General features: G+C 40.3%; 12 protein-coding genes. 1 reads left to right on the forward strand and 11 read right to left on the reverse strand.

From position 1 onward, the window contains the following. Together DFQ12_RS24155 and DFQ12_RS24160 are read right to left on the reverse strand one after the other, a co-directional pair. On the reverse strand, window positions 1–2,086 hold a 2,086-nt coding region (locus DFQ12_RS24155), incomplete at its 3' end, for an ABC transporter permease (protein ID WP_120261606.1). 419 nt (window positions 2,087–2,505) lie between these two features. Next, window positions 2,506–2,730: a helix-turn-helix domain-containing protein gene (locus tag DFQ12_RS24160; RefSeq protein WP_120261607.1), complete on the reverse strand. Its 225-nt coding sequence runs from the start codon at window positions 2,728–2,730 to the stop codon at window positions 2,506–2,508. A 136-nt stretch (window positions 2,731–2,866) separates the two neighbouring features. Between DFQ12_RS24160 and DFQ12_RS24165 the strand changes: the two genes are divergently transcribed. Next, window positions 2,867–3,550, forward strand: a complete 684-nt coding sequence (locus DFQ12_RS24165) for a hypothetical protein (protein ID WP_147420469.1) — start codon at window positions 2,867–2,869, stop codon at window positions 3,548–3,550. 195 nt (window positions 3,551–3,745) lie between these two features. Here the strand turns inward: DFQ12_RS24165 and DFQ12_RS24170 are convergent, their stop codons facing one another. The 9 genes from DFQ12_RS24170 to DFQ12_RS24210 all read right to left on the reverse strand — a co-directional run bounded on the left by DFQ12_RS24170 (window position 3,746) and on the right by DFQ12_RS24210 (window position 26,197). Beyond that, window positions 3,746–6,151, reverse strand: coding sequence for an ABC transporter permease (locus DFQ12_RS24170; RefSeq protein ID WP_167457346.1), 2,406 nt, complete (start codon window positions 6,149–6,151; stop codon window positions 3,746–3,748). A 458-nt stretch (window positions 6,152–6,609) separates the two neighbouring features. Continuing rightward, window positions 6,610–8,994, reverse strand: coding sequence for an ABC transporter permease (locus DFQ12_RS24175; RefSeq protein WP_120261610.1), 2,385 nt, complete (start codon window positions 8,992–8,994; stop codon window positions 6,610–6,612). Between the two features lie 50 nt (window positions 8,995–9,044). Further along, window positions 9,045–11,450, reverse strand: coding sequence for an ABC transporter permease (locus tag DFQ12_RS24180; RefSeq protein WP_120261611.1), 2,406 nt, complete (start codon window positions 11,448–11,450; stop codon window positions 9,045–9,047). A gap of 29 nt (window positions 11,451–11,479) precedes the next feature. Continuing rightward, a complete protein-coding gene (locus DFQ12_RS24185; RefSeq protein ID WP_120261612.1) occupies window positions 11,480–13,864 on the reverse strand; it encodes an ABC transporter permease in 2,385 nt (794 codons plus the stop codon). A gap of 35 nt (window positions 13,865–13,899) precedes the next feature. Next, a complete protein-coding gene (locus DFQ12_RS24190; protein WP_120261613.1) occupies window positions 13,900–16,263 on the reverse strand; it encodes an ABC transporter permease in 2,364 nt (787 codons plus the stop codon). Between the two features lie 33 nt (window positions 16,264–16,296). Beyond that, window positions 16,297–18,687, reverse strand: a complete 2,391-nt coding sequence (locus DFQ12_RS24195; RefSeq protein ID WP_120261614.1) for an ABC transporter permease — start codon at window positions 18,685–18,687, stop codon at window positions 16,297–16,299. Between the two features lie 213 nt (window positions 18,688–18,900). Beyond that, window positions 18,901–21,261, reverse strand: coding sequence for an FtsX-like permease family protein (locus DFQ12_RS24200; protein WP_120261615.1), 2,361 nt, complete (start codon window positions 21,259–21,261; stop codon window positions 18,901–18,903). A gap of 85 nt (window positions 21,262–21,346) precedes the next feature. Then, on the reverse strand, window positions 21,347–23,728 hold the full coding sequence (locus DFQ12_RS24205) for an ABC transporter permease (protein WP_120261616.1): 2,382 nt from the start codon (window positions 23,726–23,728) through the stop codon (window positions 21,347–21,349). A 60-nt stretch (window positions 23,729–23,788) separates the two neighbouring features. Continuing rightward, the gene (locus DFQ12_RS24210) at window positions 23,789–26,197 is read right to left on the reverse strand and encodes an ABC transporter permease (RefSeq protein ID WP_120261617.1); all 2,409 of its coding nucleotides are present in this window, start codon (window positions 26,195–26,197) and stop codon (window positions 23,789–23,791) included. Between the last annotated feature and the right edge of the window lie 11 nt (window positions 26,198–26,208).

Genomic DNA, 26,208 nt, shown 5'->3' on the forward strand with positions numbered 1-26,208 from the left:
CGATTGCAAAACAGCTGAATATATTTTTCGTCCGTTCAACATCTTGATAAAGGGAAGCAAAGCCCTCATCCAAAAAGCTGTAATTGATTTTTTGATTGGGTGAAAATTTATTCCATACCGTGTTAATCCCGGTTAGGGTCTCCTGTAAGTTTTCGGGCTTAACTTTAATCGAGAGGAGTGATGGATAACCTCGCAATACCATACATAAGCCAGCGAATCCTTTACCTTTCAGCGACTCAAAAATAAAATTGTCCACGACACCAACTACTGTCCAGGTACTGCCATTGGTTATTTTTGCTCCGATGGGATTTTTTAATCCCAGGTCATCCGCTAATTTTTGATTGATGATCGCAGCGGTACTGTCCGTAGCCATTTTGGGATCGAAATTTCTACCCTTCGTCAATTGCAATCCGAAGGTCGCAAGATAATCCTGGTCAATCTCCCAAAACTGCCCTTGTGTCGCCATATCGACCTCTCGTCTACCCTCATTCCAAAAAGGATTACCATTTCTTTTGGCACCATCAATGGGAACGGGGAGGAAATCACCTAGGGAAACGGAGCTGACATTTGGAATGGACTTTAATTCATTTTTAAGACTAGGGATCTGATTTCCCAATGTACCAACGCCACGAAGGACGATCACTTGTTCCTTTTTGAAGCCGAGGTCTTTTTCTAGGATATAGCGTATCTGTTGATTGGTCACTAGGGCGCTTACAATGAGGATGATGGAGGTTGCAAACTGAAAAATGACAAGACCATTTCTGAATAATGATGACTTGGCTCCGGCGGTCTTATTTTTCAATGCAGCAATCGGTTTAAATCGGGATAGATATAAGGCTGGGTAGATTCCGGCCAAGCTGCCGATGAAAATTATCGCCAGCAATAACGATGGGAAAAAGTATAGGGATGTCCAGGGAATGGTCAAGGACTTATTGGCGAGATTGTTGAATATTGGTAACAAAAACCAACTCAGCAATAGGCCAACGAACAAAGATAATACACTATAGCAAATCGCTTCGAGTAAGAATTGTCCGATCAACAATGCCCTTGTCGAACCAATTGTTTTCCGGATACCGATTTCTTTGGCACGTGTAGCGGCATTGGCCGTGGACAGGTTGATAAAGTTGATACAGGCAATTAGCAGAATAAATAGTGCTACAGTGGCAAATGTCCAGACCATGCGGATATCACCTCGATTCAGTGTACTGACTTTATCATCATCTATATCCGTAGACTTGAGATGGATGTCAAGTGCATTTTGTAAGTTGATTTTTGCCTGCTCGAATAAAGGATTGAGCTTACGACCTGATTTTTTGTATTCAGGCAAATAGTGGTCTTTATAGTTTTTTAAGATTTCTTTTTCTGTTTGTTCAATGTTGACCTGTGGTTTTAATTTAACGTAGACCGTGTAATTATTGCTGAGCCATTGGTTTTGTTCGCCAGGGTAAAAAGGTTCCCCAGCAAGAGAAATAAAGAAGCTATAACCGGCCAGCGTAGAATTTTGTGGGATGTCTTCGATGACACCAGTAATGGTATATAGTTTGGATTTGTTATTGTTCAGATAGATGGTCTGTCCGATAGGATCAGTTTTGAAATATTTTTCGGCTTTACTTTTCGTAATGACCAATGTGTTAGGTTGATCCAATGCGTGCTCAAGTCTTCCTGAAACCATAGGTGTAGGAAACATGTCCAGAATAGATTGATCAACATACACAAAGCCATCATCGTAAAAGCTTTGCGGATTATCGTTCAGAGAGAGTTGGTTGCTGCCCGCACCAAACAAGGGATTACCAAGTACTCGACCTGTTTGTTCTATGGAAGGAATTTCAGCTTTAAGCGTTGGAGCAACGGGGGCCGAAAGTGACACCCAGCGCTCTATTTTACCTTCGATCGGAAGCTGAACAACCAGACGATAAATTCGATCCATCGTTGGATAAAATTTGTTGTAACTCGTCTCCTGTTTGATGTAAAGTACGATGAGAATACAGATTGCGATACCAAAAGCAAATCCTCCGATCTTTATAAAAGAATAGAGTTTATTTTTTGCCATATTTCGCCAAGCGATTTTAAGACTATTTCCTACCATAACAATACTTTTTTAAGGTCTTATTGATCCGTAATCGACAGGTCAATCTAGACATTATACTGAAGTCAATTGTATTGCCATTTTGTTAAATTGTTGGCTTTTAGGTTTTTGTGTTGTTTGTTGGATTTTGTGTCTGTACGATATCGAACAGTTTTACGTCCAATACCGCACAGATTATTCCCACGATGTGATATCCCTTCTTTTTTTTAATATCCATCGGCATCAGATGATTTGTGCCAAGAAATAATCATATTTCCCAATATGTTGCCTTTGGCTTTATCTTTTCGAATGATTTGGTGTTTCAGATTTTTAAGGATGAAATTTATAAGAGGTACTGGTGAATTGGCAGGAAATAGGAGGAAGCAATAACATCTCGTAGTTTTATGCGCATAAGTGCATAAAATTACGAGATGCGGAACTTAATCCTCAATCTCTTTCAATTGAAGATGTTCACATAATTCGAACATCATTTTAGCTGGATCGGTATCGATAGCCAAAGCGATTAAGTACATTTCATCCAAACGTAATTTGGATGTTTCGGTCATCGTCAATTCATTGATCCTGGCTTTACTCAGTCCAGTTCTGCGCGCAATCTGAGACTTATTTACAGACTTCTTCGCTAAAAATTCGCCTAGTTTGGTCATTGTGTTATCTTAATATTTCATCATTTTGTATAGATAAATATAGATAATGTTATTTTTATTTATACAAATGTTTTTATTTTTGAAACATTTTCTATTTCTTTGTATTGAAAATCTATATTATTTCAATGTGCCAATTATGAAAACAGCGAAAATTCAGAAAACAAAGATCTATAAGAGAAAGGGAAAAGAGATAGACATACTTATATATTATCGTATGCTGCTACAGCGTATTTCGCGGCACTTGTCACCTGAGGAAGTTTCCTTTTTAATGGGGAAACCATTCGATTTTATAAGCAAATTCGAGACGTTCAAAACCAAACGAATTTTTATGTACGATTTACTTGTCATGCATCATTTTTTAGAGGTAAATAGTATAGATTCCATGGTGTTCGTGGGAGCTAAGCTATCATTGCAAAAGTATGAGTATGAATTACATCTGACTCAATTGACGGATCGGGTTATCTATGAGCTATATAAGATTGATGTAGAACAGGATCAAAAAGTAATGGAATTTAAGTTAATAGACATTCGTCACGATATTGATCCTTATACAAATTCGACAACGGAGGAGGTCAAAAAGATAAGGATTCTTTTAGATGAGCAAATTGATGCAGGATATTTTAATGAGGAAAAAGAACCTTATGAAATACAAAAGTTATGTTGTACGGAACTCAAACGATACATACAGCCTAAAAATTTGATGTTAGTTTTAGATGAATTGCTTCAAGGTAGCGAGGCGGCAAGGATTGTTCGTCATCAAACTGAACGCGGATTCGGCTATGTTTTGGCTGCTCACGCAAAATCGACTGAAAAGAAATAAGCAATTTTTAGCTGTTCACTGGGAACAGCTAAAAATTGCTGCAAAGATCCTAAGTCGTAGGTACACCAATTATAAACTTTCATTCCCAATCGGTTAATAATAAATGCACTTTTGAACGTCAACAACCTACGGCTTATTTTTTCTTATTCATCCCGTAAACTATTGACGGGATTGATACGGGCTATTTGAAATACATTATTCATCCCTTAATTTTTCAACCGGATTAAACCGGGTCGCCCGAAATACGATGAAGCCTACCAGTAGACCAAGTACGCTCAACAGTATACCCATTGGTAATAGGTAGGTAAATGCATTGATTTCTATTCGGATGATATAGTTCTGTAGCCAATGTTGCATCAGCATATAGCTAGATGGTACTGTAACCAAAACCGCTAATAGAAATATGCCATAGTATTCCTTCGAAAATAACAGCATCAAATGTGCTAATGAGGCACCCAGTACTTTGCGGATACCTACTTCCTTGTTACGGAGATGAATCGATAGAGAGATTAGGCCGGTCAGCCCCAATACAACAATCAAAAGTGAAACAGCAGTCGCAATCTGTGCTGCCCGGTGCAGTTGCAGTTCCGTTTCATATAAACCTTTGATGCGGTCATCCATAAATTGATACTTAAATGGTGCATCAGGCATTAATTCTTTCCATTTCTTTTCCAGTCCTTGTACCGCGCTGGACAGTCGGCCCGGTTTTAAACGGATACTCAGGTATCGGTATTGGAAATTTTCATGGATATCTGTCCAGACAATAGCTGGAGATGCCCGGTGAAGAGAATTTGCGACAAAGTTATCGGTGACGCCCACAATGGTCATCTTAACATTTGGATCGTTCAGGGCGATCTGTTGACCGATTGCACTTTCGGCATCACGGATGCCAAAATCTTCCATGGCTTTCTTGTTGATCACAACGGATCTATTTGTGGCATTTGTCACCGCATTTTTGGGTAAAAAGGTACCCGCCAATAGGGGGATTTCATAGGTTTCCAGAAAGTAACTGTCACTGTTAATCCGTTGAACCTGCACCTCTGTATCGATATTATTGCCAAAAGCCGGTTGCATATTGAAGCCTAATAGCCCCGGTGTCTCATAAGAAAGACTTACGGACTTAACCGCTGATTCCTGCAGCAGCTCATGCCGAATGGTCTCCATTTTCCGGATACCATTTTCAGACCAGTCCCTTGGTGCCTGTACCGTCAACAGATAATCTTTGTTGTATCCTAAATTGCTATTTATAAATAGATTGACCTGTTTGGAGATAATCAAGGTACAGACCAATAGGAGCAGCGCAACGGCGAACTGAAAGAACAATAGCACTTTTCGAACTAATTGCTTGTCACCTAATGCGGAGAACTGATTTTTGACCGAGGGAAGTATCTTGATATTGGACAGTTTAATTGCTGGGTATAATCCCGCCAGCATACCGATCACTACTGTCAATAGACCCAATAAACCGAAAAAATAGCCCGGTAAACTGATTAGAGAGGGCAGCTCGCGCATCAGTACATGTGCAAATAAAGGGCGTACTATGCTATAGATGGGCAGACTGATCAATGCTGCAATAGCTACAATAAGGATATATTCTGTCAGCAACTGCCTTATCAATTGTGGTCTGGAGGAGCCCATAATCTTGCGCACACCGATTTCCTTCAACCGCGTAATATGCTGTGCAATACTAAAATTGATAAAGTTGATGATTGCCATGACCAGAATAAAAACGGCAATCCAGATTAGGGTCTGAATCATCTTGCGGACAGCGCCTTGATTATCGTCTAGATAATAGCTTTTCAAGGGTTTTAGATTTGGGCTGTACTGGCTGGCGAATTCCTTATCTGTATTTTTGTGAACCAGCGTTTGAATCGCTGCATCCAATTGTTGCGTCGTTACTCCAGTTTTCAATTCGAGATAACCTGCGATGTAAGGATTATTCCAGTTATCCAGGGATCGGCCGAAATATTCTTCGTTGGCAATGGGCAGAAAAATATCAGAGTGCATATCCTTTGTGAGATCCATGACCGCATTTTGTACTGCAGTTTTTATGACAGCAGTAATTTCAAAATCATGTTTTTCGCCTCTGAAATTTTTAATCTGCAGGGTTTTTCCGAGAACATTTACATTTCCAAAATATTTTACAGCAGCTTGGTCAGTGATCACCACAGAAAAAGGGTTATTTAGCGCAGTCTTGGGATTACCTGCTAAAAGTTCAAAACCAAACATGGTTAAAAGGCTGGGATCACCGAGGGCCATTCCTTCTTCGTGGACCGTAGCTCCATTGGCGATAATACCTGTCAGTCCATCGATACGATAATAGTTGGCCACCAAATTTGGATATTCTTCATACAGGGCTTTGGGGAGCGCTCCGATTGTGGTCAAATTGATCCCAAATCCTTCCTTCTTATACTTGCTCTGTAATAAAAATTGCTGATCTATATTTTTTATCTTGCTATTTACCTGTTGAACATCCCATACATAGGCCCCGACCAGTAGTAAAAAGGTAATGCCAAGGGTCAATCCAACTAGGTTGATCAGGTTTTGAATTTTTTTCTTTCGAATATTCCGCCAGGCAATCTTGAAGTTTGTAAAAGTCATTGTCACTCGTATAAGGTTTATTTCCATCGCCGCAAACAGATTGGCTGCAGGCTTTGGTTTTTGCTAATTTGTGTACGATAATACAAATCCTTAGCCAAGCCTGTAGTTTACTGATTGTTAATTTGTTAAGATGGCTTTCGTCGAGTGAACTGTCCGATTTCGGACAGTCATTGTACACCCGCGAACACCTCAGTCTGGTCGATTCCTCGAACGATTAGCAAATAACCAGACAGATGGACTGGAGGAATTTAATGGAATTTAGTAAAATAAGCTTACTACAGAAATACAGGTGTTATACTGATTTGTAATCAAAAAAGAATAGAACCGGCATCTATACTTTAGTCCGGCTCTATTCAAATATGGAACATCGAAAAGGAGTGTTCAAAAGGGTGGACACTCCTATAGTCTCTTTTCAACTTTCAGCGGTTTCGCTGTAATTTGTTTGACAGCTTCCTTTCCTATTCGTCTCTTAAACTATCAACAGGATTGGCTGTAGCTGCTTTTATAGATTGTAGGTATACCACGGCAATCGTTAAAATAAGCCCAACGCAAAAAGCCAATACAAAGATCCACCAGCCCATACTGATCCGAAATGGGAAATTGTCCAGCCAGCGGTTCATAAAATAATAAGCCAGTGGTGTCGCAAGTACAAAAGCGATTGTTATCCATTTGAAGAAATCTTGTGACAACAACACAATAATACCTGTTACCGAAGAACCTAACACTTTCCGGATTCCTATTTCTTTTGTTCGTTTGAGGATGTTGATGGAGAGCAGCCCTAGAAAACCGAGCAAACTGATGCTTATCGCGACGATAGCAGCGATCCAGATCAGTTTTTCCAGTAATGCTTCTTTCTTGTAGAGCTGAGCAATCTGCTGATCATAGAATTTGTATTGGAACACTTCATCGGGATACCAGTTTTTCCATTGTTGTTCCAGATCTTTCACGAGCAGCTTATGATCGGTACCCTTTAGTTTAATCGCTACATTTTTTAACCGTGTTTCGTTATACCCAATTACTGTAGGGGAGATGGGTTCGTTCAGCGAATTGGTGCTAAAGTCTGCAACAACACCTACAATTGTTCCTGCTTGTTCTTCGTTCAGCCCGCCGGCGTTTAAAGACTTGCCGATAATATCATTGGGATCTTTAAAGCCCAATGCGGTAGCCATATTCTTGTTGATCAGAAATTCTGGCTTCTGCGGATTATCGTTGAAATTTCTTCCTGCCAATAATTTGATGTTGAATGTGCTGATATAAGCAGAATCCCCGATAGCGTATCGGGCAGGCCATTTCTCCCATTCCGTTCTGTTGTCAAACTGGATGGTTCCGCCCCATACCTTTTCAGATGAAGGTGGATTATCGCTAAAAGTATACGATTGAATATCGGTTCTATTGCTAATGAAATGAGCGATTTTCGCTTTTGATTGGATCATTCTTTTTGTGAACGGAAGCAGGATAACCTGCTCCCTGTTAAACCCTATATCTGTGTTTTTGAGGTGATTTACTTGTAAGACAATAACGAAAGTGGCAATCAGCAGCGTCATGGCGATCACATTCTGAAATACAATAAGTGTTTTGCGACTAAAACTCCAGGGGCCTATGGTCAGCTTTTTCAGTGCCTGCTGGATGTTCATCCGGTTGACGAAAATCAGCGGATAGATGGAGGTCAATAGGCTCGTTAAAATCCAGATGATACCAATGATCGCTATAAATGACAGGGGATGCACAACCTGTACGGGTTCATTCGGAAAAAGAGCCTGATTTGCCCAATTTGAAAAGATCAGTAATAAAATCAAGGCAAAGATAACAGCAGCAGCGGTCAGGATCAAGGTTTCGATCAGAAACTGAATATACAGCTGTCTTTTGGAACTGCCCAATACCTTTCTCACGCCCATTTCTACACTGCGGTTCATTTGTCTGGCAAAGGTGATGTTGCTGTAATTGACCAAAGCCATGATACTGACTCCGATGGCAATTGCGACCAGGATATTCAGCAGTGTACGTTGTGTTCCCTTGCCGTAATCTGTGTCAAAATGATAGCTTGTCAATGGCAGGAGTTTATAATTGAATGTTTGTAGTACATCTTTGTGCCAATACTTGGCAACAAGCGTACGAATGGCCTGCTCGACGGTACTTTTATCGGCAGCGTTTTTTAAGGTGACAAGAATATTATTACTTGAGTTGGAATAGCCCCAATTGTTGAAGAAGCCATCATCTTGAGGGATCTGCCATAAGGTGGCAACAGAACTTTGTGAAAAATAGATTTCTGAACGGAAGTCTGAATTTTTGTTGCTCTCATCGATGATACCCACAACTTTTACCGGGAATTTGCTATCGACCAGAATCGTTTTTCCTAAGGGGTTATCGTTATTAAAATAAGTTTTGGCAACTGTTTTGGTCAACGCGACGGTGTTAGGTTGGTCCAGATCTTTTGGAGATCCCTCTAACCAAGGGAAATTTAAGGTGCTGAAATATTCTGATGAAACAAAAGCTGCTTTACCTTCTGTTTTATACAATTGGTCCCCTATCCGCAGCGTCAGATCTTTATTATCCATATATAATGCTGTTCGCTCCACTTGTGGAATTTCACGTGAAATAGCGTTGTACATGGCATAGGATCCGCCTTTGCTATGCTCTACCTGCTCTAGTTTGAGATCCTGTACGACTAGAAAGGTGCGATCTTTATCGGTATGAAACTGATCAAAACTATATTGGAAGCTGTTATAGCTATAGATAAATAAGCTACATGCAATTGCCAAGCCTAAACCAGCAATTGTTAAAAAGGTATAGTAGCTATGTTTCCATAGTTGCCGTAGCGCTGATCTGAAATATGTTTTAATCATAATTTTATTGTGTTGCGTTTACAATATCATTGTTTTTGTCGTCTTGGCGGTTATTCCTCCCGCAGGCTATCAACCGGATTTGCTACAGCTGCCTTGATGGCCTGAGAACTGACTGTCAGCAGCGCGATCAGTACAGCAAGTAGCCCTGCAACGGCAAACATCCACCATTGTATTTCAATGCGGTAAGCAAAATTCTCCAGCCATTTGTACATCGCCCACCAGGCTATCGGTGAAGAAATCACGATAGCGATCAGGACAAGTTTGATAAATTCTGCCGAAAGCATCCCTGTAATACCGGGGACAGATGCGCCGATGACCTTACGGATACCGATCTCTTTCCGGCGCTGGTTTGCCGTAAAAATAGCTAATCCAAATAAACCCAGACAAGCGACAAAAATCGTCAGTCCGGCGAATATGCTCAACAATTTTCCTGTTTTGACTTCGGCCTGATAGGTTTGGGCATAGCGCTCATCGAGAAAAGAATAGTTGAATGGAATATCGGTAGGGAAGGCATCGTATTCCGCTTTCAACTTTTGAATCAGCGCCTCTGTATCTTTTGTCTCTGTTTTGACAATCAGACTCCCAGCTTGATCGCCCAATACCATGACCAAGGGCGAGATGGGTTCGTGTAGCGATTTAAAATGGAAATCTTTGACAACACCCACAACACGATAGGTTTTATTATCCTTATTGGTCAATGTACGGCCAAGGCTTTTTCCTTTCCAGCCCAGATCTTTTGCTGCGGCTTCATTCACAATAATGGATAAGGTATCGTTACCAAAAGCTTTCGAAAAATTTCGTCCCTCATGAAGCTGCATGCCCATTGCAGCAATATATTCCTCGTCTACATCATAACGTAGTGTTTTGACCCATTTTTCGGTGTTTCCGTCCGGATAGACAAAGAAGTTATTGTTGTTGGTTTCTCCAGCGGGTAGGTAAGATGAGCGGGAAATATGCTTGATACGACTGTCTTCGGATAATAGCTTGACGTACGTTTTTTCGTTTTCGCCCAAGGGCCAGCTCTGAATCACAATGACATTCTCTTTCTCATAACCTAATTTGATGTTCCGCATATAATCGAGCTGTCGGACGACAACTACGGTACAGAAAATGAGCCCCACGGAAATAATAAACTGAAAGACCACAAGGCTGCTCCTGAGATTGAACCGTTTTGTAGATCGCAACAAACGTCCTTTTAATACAACCAAAGGGTTGAATGCCGCTAGATATAAAGCAGAATAAGTACTCGAAAATAGACCTACCAATAAGCCGAATGCGAGCAGGAGGGGGATTATTTTGGCAAAATCAAGCTGATGGATTGCAATAGATTTACCCGATAATTGATTAAATAAGGGAAGAGCCAGTAAAACAATCCCGACGGCCAGAAACAAGGCCAGATAGGCCAGCAGAATGCCTTCGGAGAGGAACTGACGGATCAGGCTTTGCTTGTCGGCGCCGAGTACTTTCCGTACACCCACTTCCCGACTTCTCCGGAAACCACTTGCCGTTGATAGGTTCATAAAATTGATCGTCGCGATCAATAGCATAAATAGCGCTATAGCACTAAAAATATAGATATATCGAATATCACCGGATGGACTTAGATCGTAGCCAAAATTGGAATGCAGATGGATATCGGTTAGGGGCTGTAAATAGAGACCTATTGTATTGCCTGATTTTTTGTAATCTTCATAGCTCATTCCGAATCCAGCCATAAACTGAGCGCCAACATGTTTGTCAAATAAGGTCGCTAAGTTTTTCTCTAGACTTTTTAATGAGGTATTTTCTGCGAGCAGTGCATAAGTATAATACTCGGATGTCATCCAGGAGTTTGAACGGGAGTCTTCCAGTGCCGCCATTGAGGTGAAAATATCAAAATGGAAGTGGGAGTTTCTGGGAATATCCTTCATTACCCCAGTAATTTTTAGGATATTTTGATCACCTTTTATGGTGAGATCCCGACCTACAACATCTGTTGTTCCAAAATATTTACGTGCCATGGATTCAGATATTACCACGGTATAGGGCATCTTCACGGCGGTATTCGCATCACCTTTAATAAGAGGCAAGGTAAATATTTTAAAGAAGGAGGCGTCAACATAGGCCATCTGCTCATCACGAAAAACCTTATCGCCAACCGTAAATAAGGGGGCTCCACCTTGTCTCAAACGTGCTGTTTCCTTGACTTCGGCTAATTCAGCCTTCATTGTGGCTGCGACAGGAGGCATAACATGTGCCTCATTCATCGTTCCGCCTTTAACCGTGCCCCGAAAGACGACGCGTACAATTCGATCCGCATTTGTATTGAACCGGTCAAAACTGAACTCATCAGCGACATATAGGCTTATCAGTAAGCAGATCGCAATCCCCAAGGCTAACCCGGTGATATTGATGATCGAGGTGGAAGAATTTCTTCTTAGATTCCGCCACGCTATTTTTAGATTGTTCTTTATCATAATGGGATCGTATTGGTTTGTATTATTGGTTATTCATTCCTCAGACTATTCACCGGATTGCTAAGTGCGGCCTTAATGGCTTGATAACTTATGGTTGCCATACTGATTAATATCGCCATTAGCCCCGCAATCACAAAATAATACCATTGGATCTGGATGCGGTAGCTATAATCCTGCAACCATTTGTCCATTATCCACCAAGCGATTGGTGAGGCTATCAGAATAGCAATAATCACTAATTTAATAAAGTCTACTGACAGCAATGAAGTTACCTGTGTTAAACTTGCTCCAAGGACCTTACGAACCGCAATTTCTTTCATACGTGTCTCAGCCATATATGCGATCAAGGCGAGTAGACCAAGACAGGAAATAAAGATGGTCAAGCCTGAAAATAGCATTGAAATCGTCCCAATAGATTGTGTTTCCTTGAATTTAGCTTCAAAATTTTCGTCGATGAATTTATACTCAAATGGATATTCCGGATTGAATTTCTTAAAGATAGCTTCGATGGTTTTCAAGTTCGCCGCAGTATTGTTGTTTGGATTTAAGCGATAGTGGATATTGGTAAACCAGGATTTAGGGCCAAAGATGACCATTGGATAACCTGCCGAAAAAGGAGATTCCGTGATAAAATCTTTAATTACCCCAACGACGATCCAGTCCTGACCGTCACCGTTTATCGTTTGCCCAACCGGATGCTGCAAGCGCATCTGTTTGACAGCTGTTTCGGACAGTAACATAGCATTACTGTCTGTTGGGTATTTGTATATATCTATATCTCGTCCAGCAACAAGTTTAAAACCCAACGTTTTCACGGCATCGGCATCGGTACTGAAACGGTCAAAGGAGATTCTTTTATCGCTCTCCGTACTGCCCTGCCAAGAGAAGCCCCAGCCATTGCTGTAGCGATCCGTGACTGGGGACATATTTTTTGTCACCGAGAGCACGGCATTGCTGGCCAACAATTCATTTCGAAGAGTCTGGTAGATCTTTCCACCGTTAAGTTTGCCCGTAAATCGGGTTGCAGCAAGTCCATTATCGTTATAACCGCGGTCCCGATCCTTGGTATGCTGGATCTGTTGCGAAACAATGACGGTCGCTATGACCAAGATAATTGCGAGACTGAATTGGACGACAACCAAAATGGAGCGTACACTGATTCCTTTGTTGTATGTGTTCAATTTCCCTTTTAATGTTTTCAGAGGTTTAAAGGAGGAGAGAAAAAATGCAGGGTAGCTTCCCGCCAATACTCCAGTCAACAAGGTGAAGCCAATTAAGAACAACCAGGTATCACTGGACAGGATGGAGATGGTAAGGTTTTTTTCAACCAGATCATTGAAGGCTGGGAGAACTAATACGATGGCTACGAGCGCGAGTATCATTGCTCCAATACTGATCAGGATACTCTCGACAATAAACTGTAGAATAAGACTTTTTCTTTGTGCTCCGACTACTTTACGCACGCCGACCTCTTTGGCTCTTCTCTCGGAGCGGGCCGTGCTGAGATTCATGAAATTGATACAGGCAACAAGTAAAATAAAAACACCGATCCAGGTAAATAAATGAACTAACTGGATCCGCCCTGCAGTATAAGCGCCATTTTCGCTTTTGTTGTAGAGATAAGTGTCTTTGTATGGAAATGCAAAGATTTCGTTTGTTGACTTGATTTCGTTATCACCTACATTGATATGGTTCTGGCTGAAAAGTCTTATTTTAGCATTGAAGTTTTCCAATGTTGTCCCTTCCCGTAGTAGCACATAAGTATAGGTTGAATTGTTAGACCAATTTTCATCTACGAAGCCCATTTTCTTGGCCAAATCCCATGATAGCAGATAATCAAACTGTATACTGCTGTAGCTGGAAGGATCTTTTACGATCGCCTGGACGGTGACTAAATACTTCGATTCTATTTTGATGGTTTTTCCTATTGGATCCGTATCACCGAAAAGAGCCTTCGCATATTTTTCTGTAATGACAACTGAGTTTGCATCTTTAAGCGGATTGGTTTTATCTCCTTTAAGCAATGGATAGCTGAACATATTGAAGAAACCAGCATCGGCAAAAGTAGCGCTGGAAACAAGATTTTTATCCCCATAGCTTGTTAGAAATTTATCATCCTGCTCGATACGTGTAAAGCTTTCGATTTCGGGGAAATCACTTTTCAGTGTTGGCCCCATGATCTTAGGTGTATTTGTCCAGGCCTGTGATTCGCCTTGATAGGTATCGCGGTTACTGATAATATAAAGCCGATCACCTTTTTCATGAAACCTGTCCATGCCCAACATATTCTGCAACCATAAGGCAATAAGTAAGGCACCAGCCATACCGATGGCTAAACCAAAGATATTAATTGCCGAAAAAGCTTTGTTCTTCAGTAAATTTCGCCAAGCTACTTTGATGTATGTTTTAAGCATATTGTTTCTATTGAAATATGAGATAATGGATAATTTTATTCATCCCTTAATGTTTTTACCGGATTGTGATTTGCTGCTCTAATGGCTTGTGAACTTACTGTCACGAAGGCGACCAAAACGGCTGCAGCACCTGCCAGCGCAAAAATCCACCATTGTATCTCAATGCGATAGGAGAAATCTTGCAACCATTTGTTCATTGCCCACCAGGCAATCGGTGATGCCAACACAATGGAAATAATCACCAATTTGATAAAATCTTTGGAGAGCATAGTTGTAATGCCACTAACCGAGGCACCGAGTACCTTACGTATGCCAATTTCCTTGGTTCTTAGTTCTGCAATATAGGACGCTAATCCAAATAAGCCTAAGCAAGATATAAAAATCGCCAACCCCGAAAAGATGAATGCCAGTCGAGCTGTCTGTTGCTGATCTTTAAATTTACCCGCAAATTTTTGATCGACAAATTGATATTCGAAGGGATACGCTGGATTGAATTTTTTAATAATCTGTTCGATTTGTTTGAGCTGATCCTGTACTGACGAGGCTGGATTGGTTCGGATAATTAAATTGTACAGGGATTTCTTGGTTGCATAGATGAGCATGGGTGTTACTGGATTGTAGGGTGAACCACTGATATAATCGTTTATAACTCCTACGATGGTATAGGTGGTACTTCCCCATTTTAAATAAGTTCCTACGGGATTTTTCAAATTCATTTCTTTGATGGCTGCCTCATTCAGGAGTACTGCTGAACTGTCTGCTGCTAGCCTAGCATAGTCGATATCCCGACCGGCAATAAGTTTTAATCCAAGTGTTTTGATAAGGTCACTTTCTGTTCTTCCCAGATTGAAACCCATTTTTTTTCCTTGTTCCGGCGTTGAACCTTCCCAGGAAAAACCACCCCATGCGCTGCCAGCATTACTGGTTATTGATGACCCCGAACGTGTGACAGCAGTAGCAATTCCATTGTTGAGCAGCTCTGATTTAATTGCTTCATAGTTTCCCCCCATATCGCCTTCCATGCCGATCTCTATCAGTTGGGAAGTAGTATAGCCAACATCACGTTGTCCCGCATATTCAATTTGCCTCCGGACGACAATCGTGGCAATAATAAGTATGATGGCAACACCGAATTGAAAAATGACCAATAATTCACGGAAATTCAAAGCGATCTTTTTTGATGAGCGAAATATTTTTAATGATTTTATTGGTTTAAAAGCCGATAGCACAAATGCAGGATATAGTCCCGCCAGTATGCCAGTTAGAAAAATAAAACCGATCAACGAGAGCCAGATTGTTGGATCTGACAAAGCAAGTACCAACGGTTTATCAAATATCGTATTGAATAGGGGAAGCGTCAGTACTGCCAATGTGATCGCAAGTGCTCCTGAGATGATCGCCAATAATAAGGATTCTGTCAGAAATTGTGCGATGAGGTTGAAACGCTGTGCGCCCACAACTTTTCGTATAGCGACCTCTTTAGCCCTTTTTTGACTGCGCGCCGTACTGAGATTGATAAAATTGATACAAGCGATCAATAAAATTAATAAGCCAATTCCAGTAACAATTTTAACCTGATCAATTTTTCCGCCAACAGGGATACCCTGTTCAAATTTCGAATACAGATGCATTTTGGATATTGGATACAAAAAAAGGGATCCTCCCAATTCACTATTGGTCTTTTTCTTGATGATATCGATAAGCTTATTGTTAAAAGCATCTACATTGGTTCCTTTTTTTAGTTGAATATAGGTCGTGAAGGCGATCGTATTCCAGTTTGGCGAATAACCTTCTGCATTTACCAAGGGTATGAGATAGGTAAAATCAAAATTTGTATTGCCTGGAAGGTCCTGCATGATAGCGGAGACTTTATAAGGCTCCTTATTGTCCAATATAATTGTTTGATCTAATGGATCCTTCTCCCCGAAGATACTTTTTGCCAGGCTTTCCGTCAGGATAATATTTCTTGTCTCTCCAAGAGCCTTATTGTTATTGCCTTTTAAAAGTTTAAAATCAAACATCTGAATAAATGCCGGATCGACTTCGTTGCCTTTGGATTTGATTTTTTTGTCTCCAAAAGAGAGTAGCTTGCTAATGCTCCAATACATGCGTGCTGCACGCTCAACTTCGGGATAATCAGCAATCAATGCTGGGGAAGCTTGTCCTGAGGTGTATTCTTGCAAGCTGATTTTACCTTCATCGTTACGGTTTTTGTTCAAAACCTTATAGATGTTTTCTTTATCGCTATAAAAATTGTCAAACTGTAATTGGTTTTGCACCCATATGCCAATAATCAATACAGCAGTCATGCCGATGCAAAGTCCAATAATATTAATAATAGAATAGCTCTTACTTTTCCAAAGATTTCGCCAAGCTACTTTGATATATGTTTTGATCATGTTGTTTCTATTAAAATATGAGATAATGGATAATTATTCATCCCTTAAACTGTCAATGGGATTTGTGACTGCTGCTTTTACTGTCTGAAAACTGATTGTAATAAAGGAAACCAGCAGTGCGCTTGATCCTGCGATAATAAATACCCACCAGTCCAGTGTAATGTGATAAGCAAAATTGTCCATCCAGCGATGCATGGCGTACCATCCCAATGGTATGGCGATCAAAAGTGCTGAACAAACGAGTATCATAAAGTCAACGCTGAGTATCTTGACAATTTTGAATACGGAAGCACCCAATACTTTGCGGATTCCGATTTCCTTTACACGTTGTTGCACAGCATAAGCGGATAGTGCGAATAATCCCATACAAGCAATGGCAATTGTAATAATCGAAAAGAGCTGCATGACTTTTGTCGTCTGTTGATCTTTTAAATAGAGTTTGCTATAGTCATCATTTAGAAAATGATACTCAAATTGATTTTTCGCATCAATATCTTTCACGACCGATTTCACCTGTGCTATTGCGTCCTGAATCGGTGTATTTGGGTTGAGTCGAATGAAAATATTACCAAAATAATAGTATTCAGGAAAAAGTACAATAGGCTTAATCTCATTGTGGAGTGAGGCAAAGTTAAAACTGGCAACAACTTGTTTAATACTGCCTTTACGGCCGTTTAAATTAATTTTCTTACCGACTGCCTGTTGTGGTGTAAACCCCATTGCCGATGCCGCGAGTGTATTGATCACAAAACTATATTCCGGAGATGCGGTATCCCGTGCACGTAAAATATCTGTATCAGAAAGTGGATCGCCTGCTAGCGTTTTAATACGGAAGACTGATACAAAATCTTTTTCAATAGGAATTGCTGTCACATTCATTTCAAAATCGGCAGGTTGCCCTTCAACTTCATTAATGCTATATCCGCCCTGAATATTGACCGGATTGTCATAGGAAGCAGTTACACCCTGAACACTATTGAGCTGCATCAATTTATCTTTTAATAATTGCCGCTCTTTGTCCTGCCATCCCTGCCCATCAATGACCAGCATATCCGTGCGGTCTAGTCCTGTATTTTTGGATTGTATAAATTGCATTTGACGTCCCGCAAATAGGGTACAGATGATAAAAAAGATGGATATGCTGAATTGGAAGGTGACCAATACTTTGCTAAAAGAAATCCCGCTTTGTTTCTCCGCCAATTTCCGTTTGAAAATAGACATTGGTTTTGAGCTGGCAATGGAATAGGCCGGCCATCCACCAGAGATTAAAGTCAATACGATAAAAAATAAAAACAGGATCGCATAGAACCTAGGATCTGTCCATACCGTTAATTGCATTTCGCTTCCCATGTACGAACTGAACACGGGCAATAATAGAAATGTAGCCAGCAAACCTAAAGAAAGGGAGAGCAATACCATCAAACTGCATTCTAAGAAGAACTGCAAGAAAATCGTTTTTCGGGCAGCGCCTAAAACTTTCTTAACTCCAATTTCCTTTTTGCGTTCGATGGCATGTGCCAATATTAAATTTGTGAAGTTAATGCTCGTCAAGATAATAAGCGCAGCTCCTAGAGCCATCAAAATATAGATATATACCAGGTTGCCAGAACCCGCAGCCTTAGAATGCAGATGAATATCTATTAGTTTTTCGATTGAAAAGCTAAATTGATAACCTTGTTTGGTTGCCTCGGCAAATTTTGCTTTGGTGATCTGATCTAATTTCTGTTGAATGGCGCCAAAACTGTCTTTGTTTTTTAGTAGCGCGATGGTGATGTCATTTGCCGAAGACCATTCTGGTTGCTTGTATCGCGCTAAATCTTTGTTGGAAAGAATGGCCGTGAAATTTATCTGTGTATTTGTCGGTAAATCTTGTATGACACCGGAGACTTTCCAGTTGACTTTATCGATAGTTAAGGTTTTTCCCAGCGCGGATTGTTTTGGGAAGTATTTTTCGGCTAGTTTTTTAGTCAATACGATTTGATTCGGTTCAGTTAATGCATGTTTTGCATCGCCCTCGATAAATGTGTAACCTAAAGTGTTAAAAAAATTAGGATCAGCATACATCAGTTTTTTTTCCTTCGTCGTTTCGTCTTTCGATTCTACATTTCCGGCTTTGGAATATTCAAATAATCGGGTCGCCTGTTCGATTTCGGGAAGCTCTGCTTGTAAGGTTGGCGCCAAGGCTGTTGGTGTTACACTGGAATTGACCTCTTCGGTACTATTGGGTGCCTTATAGGTCAGACTGAAATAAGCTAAACGGTCGGCATTTGGAAAAAAACGTTCATAACTTGATTCGTGAAAAATATAGGCTGCTAATAACAGGAAGCAGGTAATGCCCAAACTTAAGCCAAACATGTTTAATAAGGAAAACCCCTTATTTTTTTTGATATTCCGCCAGGCAATTTTAAGGTAATTCTTAATCATCGTATTGAGTTTTTGACTTTTTCATAATTTTCTGTCCAGCAAAGTCGTTTATCTGGATAGATAGGCTTTTGCTGGTCATGCCACAATAGAAATAGCTAATTCAATTCGTTTGCCATAAGTGTAACTTGTTGATTATTAATTGTTGTTTTGTTTTGACGGCCTGTTATATGTTCGGAAACGGACAGTCTGCTGTCCGTCGCCGAACATGTGGATTTACTCGTTCCGTAATGTGATGACGGGGTTAGCCAATGCTGCTTTAATGGCTTGATAACTGACCGTTATTAGGGTGATGCCCAGTGCAGTTAATCCTGTAAGGGCAAATACGGTCCAACTAATTGAAATACGATAAACATAATCGTCAAGCCATGTTTCCATTAACAGATAGGCCAGCGGAGCTGCTACGAGGAAACCGATCAATGTCAACCAGAGGTATTCGGTGCATAATAATTTCCATAAACCAACTTCTGATGCGCCAAGAACCTTACGGATACCAATTTCTTTTTCACGTTGCTCGGTTAGAAATGCGACCAATGCATATAGCCCAAGACAAGAAATCAATATGGCAAGCCCCGTAAAAATACTGGTCAGACTTTTGATCATTTCCATTTGTTCAAATTGCTTGGCATATTCTTTATCTGTGAACGCATAATCAAAGATGAGATCTGGATCAAAACGATTGAATTGTTGAGCGATTGCTTTCATCGTCTGACTGATATCTTGTTGTTCATTCAGTCTGAGTGTTATTTTATTTTTTGGCAGAAAATCAAGAAAATAGGCAGTAGGTGTAATCGACTTAAATGGGGATTCGGATAAGGTGTTCTGTATAATACCGATAATGGTATAGTTGATACCTCTTTTGGATAGCTGCTTGCTCGTCAGATCTGTAACTCCCATAAATTTGGCCGCTGCTTCATTGATGATTACTCCCGTGGAATCTGTCTTGAAATCTTTGGAGAAATTTCTTCCCTTCAAAAAGTTCCATTGTACGGTTTTGGCAAAGTTTTCGTCTATCGTGAAAATCCCCATAATGGATCCTTCCTTTGTTTCATTCCCCTGCCAGTTAAAACCGCCACCAGTTAAAGTGAGTTTGTTTACAAAATTCGAAGTAAGTGAGGCCTCCTGGATCAAACGTTGACCGATCAGTTCTTTTCTCAGAATCTCAAAGTTTTTGGAAATTAATTGACTAGTACTGGTGATGTTGACTAAGTTTGAGCTTTTGTAACCAATCGGACGATCCTTTGTATAGTGCAATTGTTTGATGACCAAATAGGTTGCAATCATCAGAAAGATGGAAATCGCAAATTGTATGATAACCATTCCCTTTCTAGCATTAAATCCCCGTTTGCCGATGTTCATCTTTCCTTTGAGCGCAAGGATCGGATTGAAAGAGGATAAGAATAGTGCGGGATATAGTCCAGCAAGAACACCAATAGAGAGAATCCCCAAAAAGGAGTATAAGTAGAATTGAAGACGCGTAAATGGAACATGCAATGCGGTATTGGTGATGGTATTTATCCACGGAAGAAGCAAAGTACTTACTATAAGGGCTATCAGAAAAGCACAGGATACGGAGAGGATGGACTCAACTAAAAATCCGGCAATCAGTTGCCGACGGTTTACACCAACAGATTTTAGAATACCAATTTCCTTTCCTCTTTTTAAGCTTCGGGCTGTACTGAGGTTAATAAAGTTAATACTGGCCAACAAAAGAATAAATATGCTTATCCAAGCAAACATCCACACATATTGAATTTGTCCACCTGCATTTTTACCATTTTTGAATGAATCATAAAGATTCCATTTGGACATGGGATGCAACAAGATCTCAGGGTTGATATCTGTAAGATTTGTTCTAAAGATATTGGTCAGTTTTTGCTCGAGTCCCGGGATATTTTGTGGGTTCTCGATTTTGCCATACGTGCGAAAAAAGCAGTTTGACCAACTTTCGTCTATACCTTCATTTTTGCGGAGGTAATCGACAAAAGGCAAAATATACGCCAATCCTTGAAAAGTACTATTCTCGGGAATATCTTCAAAAACACCGAGTATATTATATTGCTCTTTTCCGTTGAGCTGAATAGTCTTCCCGATTACATCAGTTGACCCCAATAGACGATTGGCTAATGATTCCGAGATTATCATGGTGGATGCTGCGGTAGGGGTAGAAATATCTCCATGTACAGATTTTAATGAAAACAATTCGGAAAATTTGCCCATTGCATAGAAACCATCGACGTTCAACTTCTTGTCCCCAACCTTAAGGTTGTTACTTTCGTTAGTGACCAATGTAATATCCTGCACCTCATTGGTAAAATCAGATGCAATAACCTTTGCTAAAGGGACAGGAGTAGAGGGACCCGTAGATTTTTCATTATTGAAGGTACCTGTTAACATGACTTGATAGATACTATCATAGTTTTCATGATTGCGGTTGAAGGAAAATTGTTTCAAGATCCACAGGGTGCTCACCAAAGCAACCGTAAATCCCAAAGACAACCCGAGAATATTGATTGCCGTATTTAAGGGGTTGCGTTTAAGATTGCGTAAAGCGGTTTTCAAAAATAATTTAATCATGGCGGTGTTTGATGCTTATGTTTGTTGTTTTTGGTGTACTGATTAATTATCCAATATATAAAGAGTTGATTTTTATGAACACAAGCTATTCGTCTTTTAAACTCTTGACGGGGTTGGCAATAGCTGCTTTGATCGATTGGAAACTAACTGTAAATAGGGCAATCATAATCGTTAGGATGCCCGCACCTAAAAATATTGTTATCGGCACTGTTGTTCTGAAGGCAAATCCATCTAACCAGTTCGAAGTGAAATATAGCGCGACAGGAATTGCAATGATATTCGCGATAATGATCAAAAGCAAAAATTCTTTATTCAGCATTTGCATAATATTGAATACCGTTGCACCGAGGACTTTTCTGATGCCAATTTCTTTGGTTTTCAGTTGTGCGGTATAGGTGCATAGTCCAAGAAGCCCCAGACATGAAATCAGTATCGCTATGATGGCAAAGAAATTAAACAATGTTCCTTGTTTTTGCTCGCTCATATATTGCTGTTGGTAGCTTTCGTCGAGGAAACTATAACTGATCGGCATATCGTCATAGTAGCTTTTCCAGATCTGTCGCAGCGCATGCAACGCCGATTCGGTTCCGGCAGGGTTTGTTTTTATATAAAGCTGCTGGCAATCTTTGGGACTAAATTGAAAGACCATGGGTTCGATCTTTTGACGTACACTTGCGTAATTAAAATCTTTGACCACACCAATAATGGTTCCCGGAACAGTTCGGATCCGTAGACGGGCACCAATTGGATCCTTTAATCCCATCTCACGAACGGCAGTTTCATTGATGAGAAAGTGCGTAGAATCTGCCATCGAGCCAGTGAAATTTTTCCCTTGAGCCAGTTTTATCTTGAAAAAATCAAGTGCATATTGATCCGAATGCGTAATGCTGAACCAAAGATTTGAATTGCTGGGTTTTCCGTCCCAATCGTTATCTCCTGTCGATCCACCACCATATACCATATCCCTTCCAAGTCGAATGACATCACTTACACCTTTATTTTTCAGTAGATCACTTTTGACGGCATCAAAATGTTGCGCCATTTTTGGAGCCATGGAGACAGCTATAATGTTGTTCTTTTCGTACCCCAGGTTCTTGTTGCGTATATATTCCAATTGTCGACCGATGACGATCGTCATTATGATGAGCACAATCGATACAGTAAATTGTAATACGACTAATATCTTTCTAAAATTTGATTTCTTCATTCCGAATCTGCCCTTTAATACTTTGATTGGGTCAAAGTTTGAAAGTAATAATGCCGGATAAATGCTGGTCAATAGTAATGTGCCTATCAACATGATTAAAATATAGCTCCAGAGATCAATACTAGATAGCTGCAAAGAAATATGTTTGCCCGAGAAATTGTTAAAAAAGGGAAGAAAGATAAAAACAATGCTGACTGCTAAAGTCGCAGCGATCGTGAAGAGCAGTGTCGTCTCCAGCATAAATTGGAAAAATAGTTCCTTTCTTCCGGCTCCGATAATTTTACGGATACCGACTTCTTTGGATCTGGATAAGGAGCGTGCGGTAGAGAGGTTGATGTAATTGATACTAGCAATGACAAGAATCATCAATGCGACACCGATAAAGATATGGACTGTACCAATTCCTGCATCGCTGCCATCCATCTGGTAAAGGTGCATTTTCGCTAATTCTTGCGTGACATAGGGCACGGGAGTATCTTCGGGTTTATTGCGTTCATGTATCTTTTGTAATTTCTGAGCTACCAGAGCAGGGTTTGCTTCGGCTCTCAACTGCAGGTAGGTGCCAAAGGAGAAGCTCGACCAATCTTCATCCATCGATGACAGATAGGTTTTATTGTCATAGGTGGTCTTATTTTTGATGTAAGCCTGCTCATTAAACCGTGAAAGGGGGAGGAGCACCTGAAATTGAAAGGAAGAATTTTCGGGATAGTCGGGGATAACTCCGCTAACTATACATAGGTCCTCTATTCCCAATACCACCGTTTTGCCGATTGGATTTTCATCACCAAAATACCGACGGGCGGTAGTCTCGGTAAGAACAACGGAATTGTTGTCGGGAAAGGGTTGTTTCTGGTTGCCCTGAATAAGAGGGAAATCAAAAACACTAAAATAACTTGGATCTACAAAAGCGAAATTCTTTTCTCTAAATCGTTTGTCCTTATACTTGATGGCGGCATCACCGATCCTAAAGATACGTACGGCGTCCTGAACCTCAGGGATTTCTCTCTTAGCAAAACTCCCAACAGGGGCAATGATAGATCCAAATATTCGTTTTGAGATCCCTGTTCCACCCTCAATCCCAATTTTGTAGATAGAGCCTTGATTCTTATGAAAACGATCAAAGGACAATTCATCCTTTATCCATAGTAGTAGGAAGATTCCCACAACTAATCCTGCAGTCAGCCCGAGGATATTGATAGCACTATAGAATTTGTTGGAAAAAATACTGCGCCACGCGGTTTTGATGAAATTCTTTATCATTGTGATCCGTTTTTTAGATTCAAAATTAACTGTATACCATTCTCGCCACCATCAGCTGATCTATTCGTCCCTTAGGCTATCTACTGGATTTGCTTTTGCGGCCATAATACTTTTGGTTGACAGCACGAAGCTTGCAAATCCAATCAGGCTTAGGGCAGATAGCCCAAAAATCCATGGATTTATTTCGGTGCGATATGCGAAATCATTTAACCAATGATCCATAAAGTAATAAGCGATCGGGAATGCAATCAAACAGGCTATAGCCACCAGCGTCAATAAATTCTTAAGCAATAAAAAGGTGATCTGTAATACGGAAGCACCTAGAACTTTACGTATGCCAATCTCTTTTGTCCTTTGGTTGGCTGTAAATATGGTTAAGCCAAATAATCCTAACCCCGCAATAAATACGGAGAGCCCGACAGCCCAGGACAACAATTTGGAAAGTTGTTTTTCCTGTTCATAGAATTGTTGGACAATCTCATCCACAAAGCGGAGGTCGATCTCATCATCAGGGAAGGAAGCTTTGTAAGTGGAGGTAATTTTATCAATTGCTGTTTTCCAATTTTCCGGATGTTTTTGGTCTAAAGCGATATGAAGTACATAACCGGTCTTGCTTCCGATGTAGAGTACAGGTTTGATCGTCTGACGGGCCGAAGCGATGTCAAAATTTTCCATAACACCGACAATAGTGGATTCTCCATTTTCAAAAGTTTTACCAATTGCATCCTGTGGGTTTTGGATACCTAATAATTCTAAACCTTTTCTATTGATCAGCATTTCACTTGTTGAGTCCAGTAAACGAATATTCCTTCCTGCTAAAAGTGGGATTTTATAAACATCCAGATAGCTCTCATCGCCTGACCGGTTATCAAAAGTTAAGGATTTTTTGTCCGGTGATTGATCATACACCATTGAAGTGGTCATAAAACCACTCATTGCCGGTGCAATATTTCCAAAGCTTATCGCTTTTACCTCGGGAAGTTTCAGCAGTTCGTTTTTGAGCATTTGCCCTTTGTCCGAATTTTGAAATGCTCCTGGAATATCGATGTTGATGACTGCATCGCGTTGGAATCCCATATCCTTGTGGGATAGATAATTGATCTGTCGAATCACAATCAGCACACAGATCAGAAAAGCCTGGGCCATCACAAATTGAAAAATGGTCAAGGCTTTGCGTATCCATGCACTTCTGGAAAGATTGGTGTTTTTTCCCAGTTGATTTTTAAGGGCTAATACAGGAGCATATCCTGTCAGTACCCAGGCAGGGTAAAAACCAGCCAATAAGGTGACGAGAATAAGCTGAGCAGATAGGAACAGTAGGATTAATTTTTTATCTAATAAATCCAGACTTAAATTTGGGGGAATAAATCCTTCAAAAACACGTAAAAACAAAGGTAGTAATAGGACAGCCAGTAGTGTCGCTGTTAGGGTGATCAAAAATGTCTCTACTAAAAATTGCTTAATTAACGTGGATTTTGAACTTCCTAATGTTTTGCGAATACCTACCTCTTTTGCCCGTTCAATGGATTGTGCGGTAGATAAATTGATAAAATTAACAGCTCCCAATGCCAATAGAAATATGGCAAGCAAAATTAGGTTGCGGAGTGTTTCGGGCTTGGTCGCTCCATAATTGAAAGTTGAGTCAAAATGAACCTCCGATAGGGGCTGTAAGATAAGTTTATCCTTAAATGTTTTACCATTTTTGTTTCTGTACTTGTTGAGTAGATTTGCGATGTTGCTTTCTACTACATTTGGAGCAGTACCCGCTTTGGTTTTGATCAATACCTGATGGGAATCGGAGATACTGTTCCAGGCTTCCCAATTAAACATCTCTTTCAGACTGTTGTTCTGTGGAATTGTTTTTTCGGAGATAAAACTGTCAAAATTAAAATCTGAATTTTGCTGTGCATTTTCGACCACGCCGACAACCTGAAGGGGAATACTGTCTGCATAGACAATGGTTTTGCCAATGACATTGGCTGGAGACTCATTTCCATAAAATTTTTCCAGTGTTTTTTCTGTTAGCACGATATGACCGGCTGTATTTAGGCTAAGTGGATTTCCGGATAGCCATTTGCGTGGTAAAATATCGAAATATTGGCTGTTGGTTAGTAAAATACGTTGCTCTTTTGGAAAAACTTGAGCTTTGTTGCTAGCGGTCGTGATTTTCAATTTTTGAACATGACTTCGATAGATTGGAGCTATGGCGTCGAGGTTTGGTAGCTCTTCTTCCATAGTTCGTACTAAAGGCATGTATACACCTGCATTTTTAAAATCACCGTTGCTGACAATACGGTAAACCTGTTCGCGGTTGGGAACATTTTTATCGAAACTATAGTCGTATTGAATCATCAAAAAGATAACTAATGTTGCCGTAATGCCAATGGCTAAGCTCATGACATTGATACATGTAATCAACTTATGTTTTTTCAAAAAACGATAGGCTGTTTTTAGTGAGTTTCCAATCATTGTCGTTTAGT

It is taken from the genome of Sphingobacterium detergens, from assembly GCF_003610355.1.
GTDB lineage: Bacteria > Bacteroidota > Bacteroidia > Sphingobacteriales > Sphingobacteriaceae > Sphingobacterium > Sphingobacterium detergens.

What these genes read in the sequence shown, in the direction of transcription:
- DFQ12_RS24195 (WP_120261614.1), bottom strand. Translation starts at nt 18,687, where the DNA reads ATGATTAAGAATTACCTTAAAATTGCCTGGCGGAATATCAAAAAAAAT.
- DFQ12_RS24190 (WP_120261613.1), bottom strand. Translation starts at nt 16,263, where the DNA reads ATGATCAAAACATATATCAAAGTAGCTTGGCGAAATCTTTGGAAAAGT.
- DFQ12_RS24165 (WP_147420469.1), top strand. Translation starts at nt 2,867, where the DNA reads ATGAAAACAGCGAAAATTCAGAAAACAAAGATCTATAAGAGAAAGGGA.
- DFQ12_RS24160 (WP_120261607.1), bottom strand. Translation starts at nt 2,730, where the DNA reads ATGACCAAACTAGGCGAATTTTTAGCGAAGAAGTCTGTAAATAAGTCT.
- DFQ12_RS24200 (WP_120261615.1), bottom strand. Translation starts at nt 21,261, where the DNA reads ATGATTAAATTATTTTTGAAAACCGCTTTACGCAATCTTAAACGCAAC.
- DFQ12_RS24205 (WP_120261616.1), bottom strand. Translation starts at nt 23,728, where the DNA reads ATGATAAAGAATTTCATCAAAACCGCGTGGCGCAGTATTTTTTCCAAC.
- DFQ12_RS24180 (WP_120261611.1), bottom strand. Translation starts at nt 11,450, where the DNA reads ATGATAAAGAACAATCTAAAAATAGCGTGGCGGAATCTAAGAAGAAAT.
- DFQ12_RS24170 (WP_167457346.1), bottom strand. Translation starts at nt 6,151, where the DNA reads ATGACTTTTACAAACTTCAAGATTGCCTGGCGGAATATTCGAAAGAAA.
- DFQ12_RS24175 (WP_120261610.1), bottom strand. Translation starts at nt 8,994, where the DNA reads ATGATTAAAACATATTTCAGATCAGCGCTACGGCAACTATGGAAACAT.
- DFQ12_RS24185 (WP_120261612.1), bottom strand. Translation starts at nt 13,864, where the DNA reads ATGCTTAAAACATACATCAAAGTAGCTTGGCGAAATTTACTGAAGAAC.
- DFQ12_RS24210 (WP_120261617.1), bottom strand. Translation starts at nt 26,197, where the DNA reads ATGATTGGAAACTCACTAAAAACAGCCTATCGTTTTTTGAAAAAACAT.